Origin of the sequence: Neobacillus drentensis (genome assembly GCF_021560175.1) — a bacterium.
Lineage (GTDB): Bacteria > Bacillota > Bacilli > Bacillales > Cytobacillaceae > Neobacillus > Neobacillus drentensis_A.
Genome location: NZ_CP091110.1, coordinates 2710538 through 2727282 on the forward strand (window position 1 = coordinate 2710538; position 16745 = coordinate 2727282).

At 41.5% G+C, this 16745-nt stretch carries 19 protein-coding genes and 1 riboswitch; of the genes, 12 read left to right on the forward strand and 7 right to left on the reverse strand.

The window, feature by feature from the left end; translation table 11 throughout:
- Window positions 1–11 precede the first annotated feature (11 nt).
- The 6 genes from L1999_RS12580 to L1999_RS12605 form a co-directional block, all read right to left on the reverse strand.
- Window positions 12–374: a hypothetical protein gene (locus L1999_RS12580; protein WP_235743851.1), complete on the reverse strand. Its 363-nt coding sequence runs from the start codon at window positions 372–374 to the stop codon at window positions 12–14.
- A 16-nt stretch (window positions 375–390) separates the two neighbouring features.
- On the reverse strand, window positions 391–573 hold the full coding sequence (locus L1999_RS12585) for a hypothetical protein (RefSeq protein ID WP_235743852.1): 183 nt from the start codon (window positions 571–573) through the stop codon (window positions 391–393).
- Entirely contained in the window at window positions 560–961 is a 402-nt protein-coding gene (locus L1999_RS12590) for an Hsp20/alpha crystallin family protein (RefSeq protein WP_235743853.1), read from the reverse strand. The genes L1999_RS12585 and L1999_RS12590 overlap by 14 nt, the downstream gene beginning before the upstream one ends.
- Before the next feature lie 125 nt (window positions 962–1086).
- Window positions 1087–1332 carry a spore germination protein gene (locus L1999_RS12595; RefSeq protein ID WP_235743854.1) on the reverse strand — a complete coding sequence of 82 codons (246 nt, stop codon included), beginning with the start codon at window positions 1330–1332 and terminating at the stop codon, window positions 1087–1089.
- A 29-nt stretch (window positions 1333–1361) separates the two neighbouring features.
- Window positions 1362–1832, reverse strand: coding sequence for a spore germination protein (locus L1999_RS12600; RefSeq protein WP_235743855.1), 471 nt, complete (start codon window positions 1830–1832; stop codon window positions 1362–1364).
- 198 nt (window positions 1833–2030) lie between these two features.
- The gene (locus L1999_RS12605; protein ID WP_235743856.1) at window positions 2031–2942 is read right to left on the reverse strand and encodes a glutamate biosynthesis transcriptional regulator GltC; all 912 of its coding nucleotides are present in this window, start codon (window positions 2940–2942) and stop codon (window positions 2031–2033) included.
- 145 nt (window positions 2943–3087) lie between these two features.
- Between L1999_RS12605 and gdhA the strand changes: the two genes are divergently transcribed.
- From gdhA to narI, 10 genes are all read left to right on the forward strand, one after another.
- On the forward strand, window positions 3088–4470 hold the full coding sequence (gene gdhA / locus L1999_RS12610; protein ID WP_235743857.1) for an NADP-specific glutamate dehydrogenase: 1383 nt from the start codon (window positions 3088–3090) through the stop codon (window positions 4468–4470).
- 177 nt (window positions 4471–4647) lie between these two features.
- The gene (locus L1999_RS12615; RefSeq protein WP_235743858.1) at window positions 4648–5328 is read left to right on the forward strand and encodes an LbetaH domain-containing protein; all 681 of its coding nucleotides are present in this window, start codon (window positions 4648–4650) and stop codon (window positions 5326–5328) included.
- A 156-nt stretch (window positions 5329–5484) separates the two neighbouring features.
- Window positions 5485–6984 (forward strand): nitrate/nitrite transporter, encoded by a 1500-nt coding sequence (locus L1999_RS12620; protein ID WP_235743859.1) that lies wholly within the window; start codon window positions 5485–5487, stop codon window positions 6982–6984.
- Window positions 6985–7083: 99 nt separating this feature from the next.
- Window positions 7084–7548, forward strand: coding sequence for a hemerythrin domain-containing protein (locus tag L1999_RS12625; protein WP_235743860.1), 465 nt, complete (start codon window positions 7084–7086; stop codon window positions 7546–7548).
- Window positions 7541–7837 (forward strand): hypothetical protein, encoded by a 297-nt coding sequence (locus L1999_RS12630; RefSeq protein ID WP_430540015.1) that lies wholly within the window; start codon window positions 7541–7543, stop codon window positions 7835–7837. The genes L1999_RS12625 and L1999_RS12630 overlap by 8 nt, the downstream gene beginning before the upstream one ends.
- 16 nt (window positions 7838–7853) lie before the next feature.
- Window positions 7854–8150, forward strand: coding sequence for a hypothetical protein (locus L1999_RS12635; protein ID WP_235743862.1), 297 nt, complete (start codon window positions 7854–7856; stop codon window positions 8148–8150).
- Window positions 8131–11796 (forward strand): nitrate reductase subunit alpha, encoded by a 3666-nt coding sequence (locus L1999_RS12640; RefSeq protein WP_235743863.1) that lies wholly within the window; start codon window positions 8131–8133, stop codon window positions 11794–11796. Before L1999_RS12635 ends, L1999_RS12640 begins: the two co-directional genes overlap by 20 nt.
- Window positions 11786–13288, forward strand: a complete 1503-nt coding sequence (gene narH / locus L1999_RS12645; RefSeq protein WP_235743864.1) for a nitrate reductase subunit beta — start codon at window positions 11786–11788, stop codon at window positions 13286–13288. Before L1999_RS12640 ends, narH begins: the two co-directional genes overlap by 11 nt.
- Window positions 13285–13887 (forward strand): nitrate reductase molybdenum cofactor assembly chaperone, encoded by a 603-nt coding sequence (gene narJ, locus L1999_RS12650; protein WP_235743865.1) that lies wholly within the window; start codon window positions 13285–13287, stop codon window positions 13885–13887. Before narH ends, narJ begins: the two co-directional genes overlap by 4 nt.
- Before the next feature lie 15 nt (window positions 13888–13902).
- Window positions 13903–14589: a respiratory nitrate reductase subunit gamma gene (narI, locus tag L1999_RS12655; RefSeq protein WP_235744334.1), complete on the forward strand. Its 687-nt coding sequence runs from the start codon at window positions 13903–13905 to the stop codon at window positions 14587–14589.
- 120 nt (window positions 14590–14709) lie between these two features.
- Here narI and L1999_RS12660 read toward each other — a convergent pair whose 3' ends face one another.
- Complete coding sequence (locus L1999_RS12660; RefSeq protein ID WP_235743866.1) at window positions 14710–15246, reverse strand: ECF transporter S component; 537 nt, start codon at window positions 15244–15246, stop codon at window positions 14710–14712.
- Between the two features lie 222 nt (window positions 15247–15468).
- Window positions 15469–15552: riboswitch (cyclic di-GMP riboswitch) on the forward strand.
- 29 nt (window positions 15553–15581) lie between these two features.
- On the opposite strand from L1999_RS12660, the gene L1999_RS12665 reads away from it, so the two are divergent.
- Window positions 15582–15791 carry a hypothetical protein gene (locus tag L1999_RS12665; protein ID WP_235743867.1) on the forward strand — a complete coding sequence of 70 codons (210 nt, stop codon included), beginning with the start codon at window positions 15582–15584 and terminating at the stop codon, window positions 15789–15791.
- A gap of 141 nt (window positions 15792–15932) precedes the next feature.
- Window positions 15933–16655, forward strand: a complete 723-nt coding sequence (locus L1999_RS12670; RefSeq protein ID WP_235743868.1) for a hypothetical protein — start codon at window positions 15933–15935, stop codon at window positions 16653–16655.
- The last annotated feature ends 90 nt before the right edge of the window (window positions 16656–16745 follow it).

The following is a 16745-nucleotide window of genomic DNA, read 5'->3' on the forward strand; positions in this document are numbered from 1 at the left end:
ACATCCTTTCCCTATTTGATGGTGTAAGGCACTTGTTTTCCATTTATTTTAACTTCAATATCTTGCGTTTTGCCTTTTTGTTTATCTTCCTTTTTCGTTTGATTCTCTTCAGCAGCACGCTTTTTCGGCATGGGTTTGCGGTGGACGACGGGAGAGAAAGTATTTCCAAGGTTTAACATTCCACTTAATTCTTTAATATCCAGTTTATCAAGGTGAAAGGCAAGTTCCTCAAGTTTTAATTCCTGTAAATGAAGGTCCTTGACGTCCATTTTTACAATAATAGGTGGAGTGCTTTTTTCTTGGAGGGATTTCTCAAGATGGTTAATTTTTTCGAACAATTCCTCGATTTTTCCTAGAATATTTGTTTGGTCCATCAAACCCCATTCCTTTTTAAGAGCGTTTCTCTACCATTCCAGTATTAGATTTGACTCTATTTTTTCCTTTAATCGTGCCAAATCCTTCATTGATCACTATTTCGTTTTTTCGTCCTTTTTGAAGGTTTGTTCCCACAAATAATCCAGAAGAATTACTTATGTTAGCAATCGTTAACGAACCATATTTAATCGATGTCATGAGTGTTCTCCTTACTATTTTTAAATGGGATGGTTATCAATAAAATTCCTTTTTCAAAAACAGACTGAAGCTGTTCGAGCTCACATTTTTCAGGAATGGAAATCTCCCTTTTAAAAGTTCCGTAAAAACGTTCCCGCCTAATCACTTTAATGCTTTCCCCAGGATGAGGATGGTTAATGGTTCCTTCAATCATGATGGTATGATTCTGCCATTTTACAGAGAGATCCTGCTTACTGGCTCCCGCTAAATCAACGGAAAGCACATAGTTCCGATTTGCTTCATATATGTCGATCCTTGGTTCAACAAAGGGGGAGAGTTCCTGCAATAATTCGGAAAAATCTGATCCTAACATCTGCTTGACCTGGGAGTGAAAAAGAGGTTTTACCACATGCAAACTCTCCTTATCGAACTACTAATCTATAGTTAACCATATGTACTTTTTTTAAAGGTAATGCTAAAAAGGTGAAAATAACTTGGTATGAATAGATAAAAACAGGCTCTTAAAGTATAAACTTAAAGAGCCTGAGTCTGAACTCCAGGAATAATATCTGGATCGATCATTTGCGCATCAGCTAGGTCATTGTCAAGGATAATCGTGTAATTTAAAGAATTTGCAAAAATTCCTACTTGAATACCAACTCCATTGTTCGTCTTCCGATGCGAAGACCAGCCAGACAGTTGATTTTCTCCCACGGATACGGTAGCGTTTGTATTTAATGAATTTACGTTGATTGCCCCGATGGCTAAAGGAATGGCCAAAGAAATCACCCCTATTATAGTGAAGTATATTAAACTTTTAGATTATCGTAAATTTGACAGTCCATTAAATCATTATCAATCACGATACTGGTGTTGGATTTATTCTGAGTAATACCTGTCGATCTGCCGGTTCCATCATTCCTTTTTCCATGTGAACTCCATCCATTTAACAGATTATCGCCAATGGAAACGGCTGCGTTAGAATCCAATGAGTTGACATTTATTTCAGTTACTTCAATGTTGTTGATATCCTGCCTGCCATCCATGTAAGTCACAGCATTATTTTCGATTGGGGTGTCAATGACATCATTATCAATAACTAAGCTAAAATTTGTAGAGACCAAGGAATTAGAAACAGAGCCAAAACCATGATTATTTTTTCGACAGGAAGACCAGTTATTAACATTATTGATTCCCACAAAAATCCCCGAAGACGTATCAATCGAATTTACAGCAATTCCATTGATCACCAAATTATTAATAATTCTTTTTTGCATCATTAGCCTCCACCAAGTGATGAATAAAAATCATGGAAAACGAAAAAGAGTAACCACTACTAACAGAGTATGTTTTGTTAGAAGTTCTGGTGCCTTTAAACCCTGGGGAAGCATGGGGACGGTTCTGTTGCTTCTAAAGGTGAGTCCATGCTCCCTTTTTCCCACCTTGGTATGGGTAAGTACTTGAATTTAATCAATGCTTTACGATCGAAATTGATTTAATCTTTCATACGTTTCAAGCAGGAAATCATAAAACAACTCCTCCGTCGGGAGCAGTTTCCGTTGGGTTGGGTAGATTACACCAACAGTCCGGGTCAGATTTGCATCGGATAGGGGGACAATGACAGTCGACCTCGGCGTGTTATCGACCAAAGTCATCTCGGGCATTAATGCCACACCTAAGCCTGCTGAGACGAGCCCTTTTAAGGCATCGATATCTTTGCCTTCAAAGGCGATTTGTGGATTAAAACCAGCATCATGACATGCTCGGACCACTTGTTCGCGAAAGACAAAACCCTCCGGAAGGACACAAAACGGGTCCTCATGTAAATCCCGTAACCTAATCGATTTCCGATCAGCTAATCGATGATGGAGAGGGATGAGGGCCACAATATTTTCTGTGAACAGTGTCGCTCCTTTAATTTTTGGTTCTTTTTCCTGATTGGGCATCGGGGCCATCATGGCCAAATTAAATTCACCATTTATCACACCGTCAATTAAATCATAATAAAGAGCATTGCTCATTTGAAATTTAGCTTCAGGGTATCGAGTCCGGAAAGCATAAATTATTGAAGGCAAGGTATGAGCGGCCATACTAATCGGGAAAGCGATTCGAACGGTCCCTTTCTCAGGGTCTAAGTATTCTTCTACTTCACGCTTGGCATCCTCCATCATGTTCCACACTTGTTTCATCCGTTCATAGAAAATTCTCCCTAACGGGGTTAACTTGACCCTTCTTCCCTCACGTATAAAAAGTTCGACCCCTAATTCGTCTTCTAAATTGAAAATTTGCCGGCTAACGGAAGACTGGGCAACATGCAGAGCATCAGCGGCTTCGGTTACATGCTCTCTTTTTGCGACTTCTAGGAAATAGTGAATTTGCCGCGTCTCCAATTGTAATCCCTCCTCATTCATGCGTTTTATGCATTGGTTTAATCGGAAATTCATATTGAAACTATCAATTATAAAATTATAAAATGAAAACACATTTAAGAAAAGGGAATTTTCTCAATTTTAACTACATTAGGGGCTGAACAAAATGAAAATGCTGGATAAAGTGGAAGAGAATCAAACAGAAATTGTGAAAGAGTATGTAAATCGTTTATATAAAAGTGTTCAACAACGGAATCCAAATGAAGGGGAGTTCCAACAGGCGGTAAAAGAAGTACTTGATTCTTTAGTACCTGTCCTTGTCAAAAAACCAATCTATATGAAACAAGCCATTCTAGAAAGGCTAATTGAACCAGAGCGATTGATTTCCTTTCGGGTTCCTTGGGTGGATGATCAAGGGAAGGTAAACGTAAATCGTGGGTATCGTGTTCAGTTTAGTAATGCGATTGGACCATACAAGGGCGGACTAAGATTTCACCCTTCCGTTAACAGCAGCATTATTAAATTTCTCGGGTTTGAACAAATTCTGAAAAACTCTTTAACAGGTCAGCCAATAGGCGGTGGCAAAGGCGGATCGGATTTTGATCCAAAAGGGAAATCGGATTTTGAAATCATGCGTTTTTGTCAAAGCTTTATGACCGAACTCAGCCGGTATATCGGGCCAGATATCGATGTTCCTGCAGGAGATATTGGAGTAGGGGCTAGAGAGATTGGTTATATGTTTGGCCAATATAAAAAATTAAAAGGTGCCTATGAAGCGGGTGTACTGACTGGAAAGGGCATTGGTTACGGAGGAAGCTTGGGCCGGAAAGAAGCAACAGGATATGGAACAGTTTACTTTGTAGAAGAAATGCTGAAAAGTCAGGGATTAAGCTTTAACGGAAGCACAGTGGTGGTTTCTGGTTCAGGCAATGTGTCGATTTATGCGATTGAAAAAGCTAGGCAATTTGGTGCAAAAGTGGTCGCCTGCAGCGATTCCGGCGGCTATGTGTTTGATCCAAACGGAATAAACCTAGATACCGTCAAACGATTAAAAGAAGTGGAGAATAAAAGAATTTCTGAATATGTTTCCCTCCATCCGGAAGCTATTTATCAAGAAGGATGTTCAGGAATCTGGGCCATCCCATGCGATATTGCTTTGCCATGTGCAACACAAAATGAGTTAAACAAGGAAGCAGCAAAAATGTTAGTTTCGAATGGAGTAAAGGCCGTTGGCGAAGGGGCAAACATGCCTTCAACGCAAGAGGCTGTCGATATTTTTATGGAGCATCATGTTTTATTTGCGCCCGCTAAAGCTGCTAATGCCGGAGGGGTGGCAGTCTCCGCGTTAGAAATGGCCCAAAATAGTGCAAGGCTTGCTTGGACACTAGAAGAAGTGGATGCCAAATTACAAGACATTATGAAAGAGATCTATTATAAGAGTTTGAAAGCATCACAAGATTATGATGCCCCAGGAAATCTTGTGGTTGGTGCCAATATAGCTGGCTTTGTAAAAGTAGCGGATGCCATGATTGAGCAGGGCGTAATCTAAGAAATCGATTTATTTTAGGAGTAAAAGGAAGTACTAAACAACAACGAAAGGTCACTGTGTGGTGGCCTTTTTGTGATTGGAAGAGTAAATATATTGTTTTTAAACACTTGTCCATTCACACGCAGCCTTTTTGCATACGATAATTCTATAACATTAAAATGCAAAGAAGGTGTTTTCTTGAGCGAAAAAAACCATTCAGAGTCATCATCAAACAACCATTCAGACTGCTGTTTTAAACCATTTATCAGCTCCAATCCGATTACTTCTTTTAATCCCGTTCCGCGTTTTCCTACTATTGATAAAACAGCCTTTATTAGTCAATTTTCCAGTGTAATAGGGGACGTTACGATTAAAAATAATGTATATGTTGCCCCAAACGTTAGTATACGTGCTGATGAAGGAACCCCATTTTATATAGGGTCCAATACCAATCTCCAAGATGGAGTCATTTTACATGGTTTATTAAATCGAAAAATTTCGGTCGGACCGAAAAGCTTTTCGATCTTCATTGGGAATCAAGTGAGCATTGCCCACCGAGCTCTTGTTCATGGCCCTTGTTTTATTGGGGACAAGGTATTTGTTGGCTTTAATGCCATTGTTTATAATGCCATTGTCGGGAAAGGCTCGTTTATTTCCTATAATGCGGTCGTAACAAATGGTGTTCGCATTCCACCGAATCGTTTCGTTCCACCTGGAGCTAATATTGACACCCAAGCAAAAGCGGATGCTCTTTCGCCAGTACCAGAGGATAGCAGGGAATTTGCTATGGAAGTCCAAAGAGTCAATCAGGAATTTCCGGCATCCTATCACGTTTTACTTGGGAAAAATCGTTGTTCCTGTGGACTTGCTTATCACTAACAGGAAAGAAGCTGCCAAGCAATGGCAGCTTTTATTCGTTCAGGAATAACTGAGTTTTTAATCCATACAAAAAATGGGTTTATATCCCTTATTTAATGCACAAATTACCTATAACATGATTAAGAGAAGACTATTTTGAAAGGAGGAAACGGATCTATGCAATCTCAAAAATGGCAATTAACCCTGCAAACGTTAAGTCTTGTGGTCGGGTTTATGTGCTGGGTAATTCTTTCATCCCTGATGACAAAAATTAAATCGGATATTCCACTTACTGCTAACCAAGTGGCTTTGGTAACAGCGATACCGGTTATTTTAGGCTCAATTTTACGCGTCTTTTTAGGCTATTGGACCAACCGATTTGGTGCAAGAAGTATGTTTTTTATTAGCTTTCTCATTTTAATTTTTCCAGTCTTCTATTTAAGTTTGGCCGATTCATTCACAGATTTAATCATTGGCGGTTTAGTTCTCGGTATGGGTGGGGCCGTCTTTTCCATCGGTGTGACGTCACTGCCAAAGTATTATCCAAAAGAACGGCATGGATTTGTCAACGGGATTTATGGGGCAGGGAATATCGGCACGGCCGTAACCTCCTTTAGTGCACCGGTCATTGCCAATGCGATGGGCTGGCATAGTGCGGTCCGATTATTTCTCGTACCAGTGATTTTGTTTGCAGTGCTCAACTTCTTATTTGGTGACCGGAAAGAGCAAAAGGTTCATAACCCCCTTACAGGACAAATCAAAAGTGTGTATAAAAATGAAAAACTTTGGTTTTTAAGCTTGTTCTATTTTATCACCTTTGGTTCCTTTGTTGCCTTTACGGTCTATCTTCCAAACTTTTTAGTCACAAACTTTAACTTAACAACGGTGGATGCCGGTCTTAGGACAGCTGGTTTTATTACCCTAGCAACCGTTCTTCGCCCAATCGGCGGCTGGTTAGGAGATAAATATAATCCATTTAAAATTTTATTATTCGTCTTTGGCGGACTAACCTTAGCAGGAGTTCTACTATCCTTTTCACCAACAATTAGTATCTATACGATTGGCTGCTTACTGGTTGCCATTTGTGCGGGGGTTGGAAATGGAACCATCTTTAAGCTGGTGCCGTACTACTTTTCAAAACAAGCGGGAATTACAAACGGAATTGTTTCGGCAATGGGCGGATTAGGTGGATTTTTTCCACCGCTCGTATTGTCGTTGGTATTTGGAATGACGGGACAGTATGCGATCGGTTTTATGTCGCTCGCCATGTTTTCGCTCGCCAGTTTTGTGATTGTGGTGTGGATGTATTACCTTGAAAAATTAAATATGGAAACAAAAATATTAGAGAATGTCGGTCAAAGCATGATGGTCACAAACACGAAGGGAATGATCGAGAAAGTCAATCATGCCTTTACAAGGGTAACCGGCTACAAAGCGGAAGAGGCAGTCGGACATAATCCCAATATCCTGCAATCCGGGAAACATGACGAGAATTTTTATCAAAAAATGTGGAATTCCCTCCGTGAACAGGGTTATTGGCAAGGGGAAATCTGGAATAAACGGAAAAATGGTGAAGTCTATTTAGAATGGCTGACCATAAGTGAAGTTAAAAATGATGCAGGGGAAGTAAAATATTATATTGGTTTATTTAGCGATATAAGTGAACAAAAGGGCTGAAGATCATTTCAGCTCTTCTTTTTTTGGGTATAGAGGATTATAGGTTGGTAAAACTTACTAATAATGTAACCAACCATGAAATAGAAAGGATGAATCGGAATGTCAGGACCAAGTTTAAGAAAACAAGATGCCCATACCTCTATCCATGAATCGGCGTTAAACGAAGCGATTGATTTACGAATGTTGTTACAAAAATGCCTTACAGAAGATCAAAAGGAAAAGGCCATAAAAGTAGCGGAGGTAACAATTGAACATTGGGAATCTAGAACTCTGCAACATGCTGCTTCTGAGGAAGAAGGATTATATAAGGAAATGGTGGCAGAGCATCCCTCTTTACACCCGATTGTCCTCCAGCTTACCCGTGACCACGATCTGATGCGAAGAATGGTGGAACAAATGAAGAACCTGCTGATCCATGATGAGATTGATGAACGAATGGTTTCCTTACTCGATTCTCTTATTATCGTCGATTCCATCCATAACGAAGATGAAATGAATAAACTCCTCTCATATAACGAAAGCTATACAATGGAAATATTGGAAAAAGGTGAAGATATTGCTTAAAGAAAGACTATTACGTTTTGCGGTTCCAGCCCTATACAACCGAATGATAGAAATCTTTGCAGCCTATCATATTCATCCCCATGATGTTCAAGCGACCGTGTTAAAAAACGAGAATGGATATGAAATTCTAGTACGGTTTACAAGTGATTTTTCTCAATTGGTTACAAAACAGTTTAGCTTTGAACAAGGGGAAGTACCGGATGAAGAAGTGACTCGCTTTTTTGAAGAAGCGGCAGAATCATGTAAATCCTTCCTAATTGCAGATTACTATAAAATGATGAAACGATAAAAGGAGCTGAAAGAGTTTGTTCTCATTTGAATCAGATGCCCTACTTGTGGATGATCGAGAAGATTTAATCGCCTTACTTCAGATTAGATTTGGAGCGATTCCCGGTGAAATGATTGAGGACATATATGCCATCGATGATATGAATGCCTTGCAGCGCCTAATCTTATCTGCTGCCAATGCTGCCAGTTGGCCTGTTTTTTTGGAGGAATTTCATTCCGACCGTAAAGCGTATCGCCTAGTGGGAGACAATTTCAATCCGCTCCGGGACATAGTGAAAGGAAGAGATGGATTCAATGGAAAAGAACAAGAATAATTTGCTCCACTCCCTTAAACATCTCGTCCGGGGAGAGCGCATTAATGATGGCTGGACGGAGGAAAGTCCGCGACCGCATGATTGGGAATCCTCTTATCGGAATCGTTGGGGGCACGATAAAGTGGTCCGTTCCACACATGGTGTGAATTGTACGGGTTCCTGCAGTTGGAAAATCCATGTCAAAGACGGCATCATCACATGGGAAACGCAGCAAACCGATTATCCTTCAACAGGGGATGACTTTCCGGAATATGAACCAAGAGGCTGTCCGCGTGGGGCTAGCTTTTCTTGGTATACCTACAGTCCTACTCGAGTGAAATATCCTTATGTTCGCGGGGACCTTTATGCGTTATGGAAAGAGGAAATGGCCAAAGCGGACAATCCGGTCCTAGCATGGGAAAATATCGTGACCACCCCGGAAAAGCGTGAACGATATGTGAAGGCAAGAGGGAAAGGCGGCTTTGTTCGGGGAACCTGGAAAGACATTTGCGAAATGATTGGCGCAGCCAGCATTTATACGATCAAAAAGTACGGTCCAGATCGAATCGTCGGCTTTAGTCCGATTCCAGCGATGTCGATGGTCAGCTACTCTGGCGGGACAAGGTTTCTGTCGCTGATCGGCGGTACAATCTTAAGCTTTTATGATTGGTATGCAGACCTTCCGCCTGCCTCGCCGCAGGTATGGGGCGATCAAACCGATGTACCGGAAAGCGGTGATTGGTACAACTCAAAATACTTTATCATTTGGGGGACCAACATTCCCCAAACAAGAACCCCGGATGCCCATTTTATGGTCGAGGCCAGGTATAACGGAACCAAAGTCGTCGGCGTAAGCCCGGATTATGCAGAATATGAGAAGTTTGCGGACCTATGGCTTCCGGCTAAAGCAGGAACAGACGGGGCGATGGCGATGGCGATGACACATGTGATTTTAAAAGAATTTTATGTTGATAAAGAAACGCCCTATTTCCTGGAGTATGCCAAACAATATACCGATCTGCCTTTTTTAATCACACTAAGTAAAAAAGAGGAAACCTATCGTTCTGACCGTTTCTTGCGAGCTTCCGACCTTTCTGACCAAACGGAACTAGGCGAATGGAAAACGGTTGTTTGGGATGAAACAACCGATGATTTTGCGATTCCAAATGGCAGCGAGGGCTTCCGCTGGGACAATGGAAAAGAGTGGAATCTTGATTTATATCAAATCAATCCGAAAATGAGTTTTTTAGATGATTCGGATGAAACCGCTATGGTCGAATTTCCGTACTTTGGCGAGAAAGACGGCGGGATCGTAAAACGGGAAGTACCAATAAAAAAAATAAAAGACAAATCAGGTCAGGAATTAATCATTACCACCGTCTTTGATCTCATGCTTGCGCATACGGGGATTAGCAGAGGGTTAAAAGGTGATTATCCAACTGATTATCAAGATGAACAAAGTCCTTATACGCCTGCCTGGCAGGAAAGTATCACTGGCGTAAATCGATCCCATGTGATCCAAGTGGCAAAAGAATTTGCCGAAAATGCGGCCCTTACCAAAGGGAAATCAATGATTGCCATGGGTGGCGGCACGAATCACTGGTACCATAGTGATCAAATTTACCGGTCGATCCTAAATCTTGTCTTATTAACAGGATCCCAAGGGGTCAATGGCGGAGGCTGGGCCCACTATGTTGGCCAAGAAAAAGTACGTCCTTTAGAAGGTTTCTCCCAAATTGCCTTTGCAAATGATTGGGTGAAAGCGCCAAGATTTATGAACGGAACGTCATTCTTTTATTTTGCAACCGAACAGTTTCGATATGAATATGAAAAAAGAGAAGAAGAAACCGAATGGGGCAGTCAGTATTCCACTATGCACCCGGCGGACTTTAATGCGCTTTCAGCCCGTTTAGGATGGCTGCCAAGTTTTCCGCAGCTATCGCAAAATTCCCTGGATGTGGTGAAAGAGGCGCGAGCCCGGAATAAGGATGACCAAGCCGTCATCAAAGACATTACCACACAACTGGTCGATGGAAAATTGGATTTTGCGATTGAAAATCCAAACGATCCCCGCAATTTCCCACGTGTCTTTTTCAATTGGCGCTCGAATCTTTTAGGGGATAGCGGCAAGGGGCATGAGTATTTCGTTAAGCATTTAATTGGGTCACAGGATTCCGTATTAGGGGATCCGGAAAATTCTTGGCAGCCGGAGCAAATCAATCTTTCTGAAAAGCCGCCAGAAGGAAAAACAGACCTGTTTGTCAGCATGGACTTCAGGATGACCAGTTCAGGCCTCTTTTCTGATATCATCCTGCCAGCTGCTACCTGGTACGAAAAACACGATATTAGCAGTACGGATTTGCATCCATTTGTCCATCCCTTCAATGCAGCGATCTCTCCTCCGTGGGAGACAAGAAGTGACTGGGATGCGTTCAGAGAAATTGCCAAAAGTTTTTCAGATTTGGCAAAAGTACATCTTCCAGCACAAGAGGACCTTGTGTTATCACCACTGGCACATGACACGGTAAATGAAATTGCTCAGCCATTTGGAAAAGTGAAAGACTGGCGCAAAGGCGAAGTGGAAGCTATCCCAGGTAAAACACTGCCAAACTTTAATTTTGTCAAGCGGGATTATCCCAATGTTTATGACATGTGGATCACCGTCGGACCGAATATCAAGAATGGCTATGGAACAAAAGGGGTGAAGATCCCGGGTGATCGAGTATACAAAGAATTACTCGACCGATTAGGGCCGTCCAAACACACCGGCATCGGAAAAGGGTATCCTGATCTTTATTCGGATAAAAAGGCTATTAACGCAATTCTGTTAATGTCGGGCGCCACCAATGGAAAACGAGCGGTGGAAGGCTGGAAATCAATGGAGGAAAAGACAGGCAAAAAGCTCTCGCATGTTTCTGAAGGGCGCGAAGAAGAGGATTATACCTTAGATGCCTTAACCATCCAGCCAAGACCTGCCATCTCTACACCGGTTTGGAGCGGAATGGAAAACGATAATCGCCGTTATTCTCCCTTCACCGTCAACAAAGAATTTAATATCCCTTGGCATACGCTTACGGGAAGACAGAGCTTTTATCTCGACCATGAAGTTATTCTTGATTTTGGGGAAGGACTTCCCTTATACATCCCACCGATTACCAAAGGGGCTTTTGTCAAAGGCGAACAAGAAGTTGAAAACAACGGAAAATCGATCACACTTAGGTATATGACTCCTCACCAAAAATGGGGCATTCACACAATGTTTACTGATACGAATAATATGTCCCAGTTGTTCCGCGGCTGGCAAGTCGTTTGGATGAACGAAGAAGATGCCGCTTCCATTGGTATAAAGGACAATGATTGGATTGAAATGTATAACCGGAATGGCGTGGTGGTCGCAAGAGCGGTGTTAACGTACCGGATGCCAAGAGGGGCCGTTTATATGTATCACGCGCAGGACCGCCATATGGGCGTACCAGGGAATACAATCAACAAAGTTCGTGGCGGTACGCATAATAGTGTCACGAGAATCTATCCAAAAGCCACCCATATGATTGGCGGCTATTCTCAATTAAGCTATGGATTTAATTATTATGGACCAACCGGAAGTCAACGGGACACCATGACGATTGTCCGGCCATTGAAGGAGGTCGATTGGCTTGAGGATTAAAGCACAAGTGGCCATGGTCATGCATTTAGATAAGTGTATTGGCTGCCACACTTGTTCTGTCACTTGTAAAAATGTCTGGACCAACCGGCCAGGAATGGAGTACGTATGGTTCAATAATGTCGAAACCAGACCAGGTGTGGGGTATCCAAAAGAATGGGAAAACACCGACCGCTACAAGGGAGGCTGGGTTCTCCGTAATGGAAAGTTGCATCTAAGAGCGGGCGGACCGCTCTCAAAACTAGCCAATATTTTTTATAACCCCAACATGGCCGACCTAAACGAATTCTATGAGCCGTGGACATATGATTTTCAGCATCTCCATAAACGGGAGAAAGGGGAAAGTATACCTGTTGCACGACCGCGCTCGATGATTACGGGGAAGTATATCGATAAACCGGAATGGGGCCCCAATTGGGATGACGATTTAGCCGGCGGAAGCGAGTCTGTTCCAAATGACCCGAACGTTCGCAAACTTCAGGAACACATCAAAACCGAATATGAGAAAACGTTTATGATGTACCTGCCGAGGATCTGTGAGCATTGCTTAAATCCATCCTGTGTCGCTTCCTGCCCATCAGGTGCATTATATAAACGGGATGAAGACGGGATTGTGTTGGTGGACCAGGATGCCTGCCGCGGCTGGCGCTTTTGTACCAACGGGTGCCCGTATCATAAGGTCTACTATAACTGGAATACCCATAAAGCGGAAAAATGTAATTTCTGTTATCCACGGACAGAAGCAGGCTTGCCGACCATTTGTTCAGAAACCTGTGTTGGCAGGATTCGCTATATCGGGGTGGTGTTATATGATGCCGATAAAGTAAAGGCAGCTGCATCAGTGGAAGATCCGAAAGATTTATATGAATCACAGTTGTCTGTCTTTCTAGATCCGTTTGACCCAGAAGTGATTGAAAAAGCACAGGAACAAGGCATTAATCACAGCTGGATTCAAAGTGCACAAGAATCACCAGTCTATAAAATGGCGATTAAGTGGAAAATTGCTTTGCCGCTTCATCCGGAGTACCGAACCTTGCCAATGGTTTGGTATGTACCGCCATTAAGTCCGATTATGAATCATATCACCAATGAGCAAGAATTAAGCGCAGAAGGCTATATTCCAGCAGTCGATCAAATGAGAATCCCGATGGAATATTTGGCATCCCTTTTAACCGCTGATGATACAACCGTCATTCGTAAGGTTTTATTAAAAATGGCTGCGATGAGAGTCTATATGCGGTCAAAAACGGTCGGTGGAATCGATGCGCAAAACATGGCTAAATTAATGGATGAAGCGAGTACCACGGGTGAAGAACTTGAAGAGATGGCCCGATTGCTGGCGGTTGCCAAATACAACGAGAGGTTTGTGATTCCAACAGGCCGCCGTGAAATGAAAGATGACCTCTATTACAAACAAGGGGCTTGCAGCATTGAAGATTTAGCACCACCTGAAGGGATGACTACGTACCCATTTGAAAGAAGTGAAAATGCATGACGAATGAACAAAAAGCTCTTTTAGCAATCTTGTCACGGTTAATGGATTATCCAGATGAATCGTTTTTCGTTGAACAAGCGTCCATCCACTCGTTTATTGATGAATCGATTGCTTCAGACGAAATAAAAACGGAACTGCTAGGGAGAATGAATCCCCTTTACGAGCTGCCCTTAAAGGATTTGCAAGAGTTATACGTCAATACCTTTGATTACAAGGAACAAGCCAATCTATACTTAACGGCTCAAGAATTAGGAGACAGCAGAAAACGAGGGTTTGCTCTGATTCAATTGCAAAAACTTATTTCTGAACAAGGGTTTGAATTGGCAGGGAATGATTTGGCGGACTATATCCCGATGTTATTAGAATTTCTGGCCGTTGCAGACGAAGATGAAAGATATGACAACCTTTCCCGAAGACTAGCCTGCGCCATCCAACGGATCCATACCCAGCTGAGTGATGAAAATCCTTACAAAAAGGCGGTCGAAATCTTAATGATGTTTGTTTTTGAGGCTCCAAATGGGGAAGAAATGTCGGCACTTGAACAACTCCGGGAACAAGCAGATTTAGATGAACTGCCATATCCGTTGATGTATCGCTAAAAAGGAGGGCCAATGATGGAGGTATTATTTTGGTGGACGATTTTCCCTTATATTTGCGGAACCATTCTGATTGTAGCAACCTTTTATCGATTTGTTTTTCGAGGAAAAAGTTGGACCGCCCCTTCAACTGAAATATTTGAGAAAAGGTGGCTGCGAGTGGCATCGGTTGTCTTTCATTATGGGATTATCTTTGCCTTTGTTGGACATGTAATGGGTGTATTAATTCCTATCGGAGTGTATAATGCGCTCGGTGTAGAAGATGAAATGTACCATTTCTTTGCGATAGTAGGTGGCGGGGTGGCTGGCCTGATGGTCGTCCTCGGATTGATTCTGATGCTAATTCGTAAATTTGTCTCTCCTAGAGTTCGTGCCCACACCACGGGCGGCTCCTATTTTACGATCATTTGGCTGTTAGTGGTAGCGGGTTTAGGAACGTACATGACCCTCATTTTTAATACAACTGTAGGGGAATATGAATATCGTTTATCAATCGCCCCATGGTTTAGAAGTTTGTTTACCTTTCATCCAAAATCAGCGCTTATGTTGGGGGTGCCGACTCTATTCAAGGTTCACGTCATCTGTTCGTTTATCTTATTTGCAGCGATACCCTTTACGAAACTTGTTCATATGTTTAGCTTTCCATTGCGGTATCCTGCCCGAGCTCCGCAACAATACCGGTCAAGAAATGGTTATAATAAATAAAAGCGATCATAAACGTAAAAAAGCAGAGTTTATTCAAAAAATGAATCACTCTGCTTTTTTTAGTTTAAAGATGGTTTTATCCTTGCAAAAACGGGTATTCCATCAGAGAACCGGCTGTGTCTATTTCTGTCCAGCTTGTTTCTGTAAGCGTCCGATAAGAGGAACGACAATGATCCCAGCGAGGGTGACTTGCAAAAAGTTGCCAGGGATGGAGCCGAGTGGCTGAATCCAGTTTCCATAAAGGATGACCTCAGCAAAATAGTAGCCGACGATTTTGATAATCAGGGCAACAACAACGGCAAGTGAAAAGACAAGCGCTCTTTTCCCTGGTACCTTTTCAGCAATAAGGCCGGCGACAAAGCCCATTGCCCCTACAATGATAAAGGTAAACGGTGCCCAAGCTCCCCAGCCAGAGATGAGGTCGAATAAGCCCATTCCAAAAGCACCTGCGATGGCTCCTGTTTTTTTACCATAAACCAAAGCGGCTATAAAAAGAGGTACGTTACCTAGATGGATTAGGCCTCCGTTACTCATGATTGGGAGCTTTACGTTGATAAACATGGTCGCAACTAGGGTTAATGCGATGAAAAGTGCATTCATGACTAGAGCTTTTGTTTTCGTTGATGCTGTTGGCGAGTATGTTGTATTCGTATTCATTTGATAACCCCTTTCTTTTTTTAAATAATATCATAATTTACTATAAGCTCAATACTATTAATTTGCACAGTTAAAGATTCTGGTAACAACTATGGAAAGTATTTCCTGCCTGAACCAGTTTCCTTGCCCTTTCGAATTTTATAGCAATGTCGAAATTTCTGTTATATTATTTTGTAACATTTGAAATAAATGTAATATAATTTACTATTAGTTAAAACTTTTAATAGATAAAGGCAAACCATTCGAAAGATTGGGACGCAAAGCTACAGGTCTAAGGTTTCACACTATGATGGCTGAGCTGCCTAAAATAGAATATATTTTAGGAGGCTTATATTTTGATTGCTCTTACTTGGGAAAAGGAACTGGAGTTAGAATGGGAGAAAGCTAGTGACGAAAATATAGTAGAGGCATATGTAGTAAGCATATTGAATAAGTGGGACCAAAACCTAAGAAGTTTAGAACAGGAATTAATGAAAAGAAAATTATTTTTAGTTGCTTTAGAGCTCTATGATCGGAAAAAACGCAGGACCCTATTAAACCTGTAGTCAATAAGAATAAAACTAGATAAATGACCATTAACGCAGGAGTTCCTAGTTCTTTAGGACTCCTACTTTTTTATTCTGAGTCTTATGAAGAAAGAATAGGAAACATAAATAGAAAATAAGACGGAAAAGAGGGATTTTACTATGACAACAGGAACAGATAATGAATTATCTGAACGTTTTGAAGTGGCTTTTAACAAAATCCATACTTGGCTGCAAAAAAATATTAAACATGCAAAAACAACCAAATACACGGAATTACTTAGAATCGGTTTTCCGATCCATGCCATCATTAGAAAACATTATGATGATTTAAAAATATACGGCCGGCTTAGAAACTCCATTGTTCATGACAAAGTGGAACCAGGGTTTTATATCGCGGAACCACATATGAGCGTAGTCGAACAAATTGAACTGATCGCTTCCAAGATTAATGAACCAAGGACGGCCCTTTCGATTGCTACCAAACCCGTATTTTATTATCAAGAAGATGCAAAATTAAAGGATATTCTTAAGGTCATTGACCGTAAAAGGTATTCTCTTTATCCAATATACAATCAAAGTGGATATAAATGGTTGTTAACAGCTGAAGGAATCATTCAATGGTTTTCTCAAAATTTGTTGGAAAGCACAGTTTATTTAGATGAAGTAAGGGTACAAGATCTATATTCTTTCAATCGGCCCCTTGCGGTTGAGTTTGTAGGAAAGGATACAGATATGTTTGTTGTGGAAGAAATATTTGAAGAGTATCATCAGAAAAATAAAAAATTAGAAGCGGTCATCCTAACGGAAACAGGGGACCAGAGCGAAAAGCCCCTAGGGATCATTACCTCTTGGGATTTAGTTGAAATTAATGCACTTGAATAAGGAAACAAAGGGTAGTCAATCATCTAGGTAAGGATAGTTGGGAAAATTTTAAAAGTTTAACTTTTCTTAAGATTCACCTAACATGAGTGT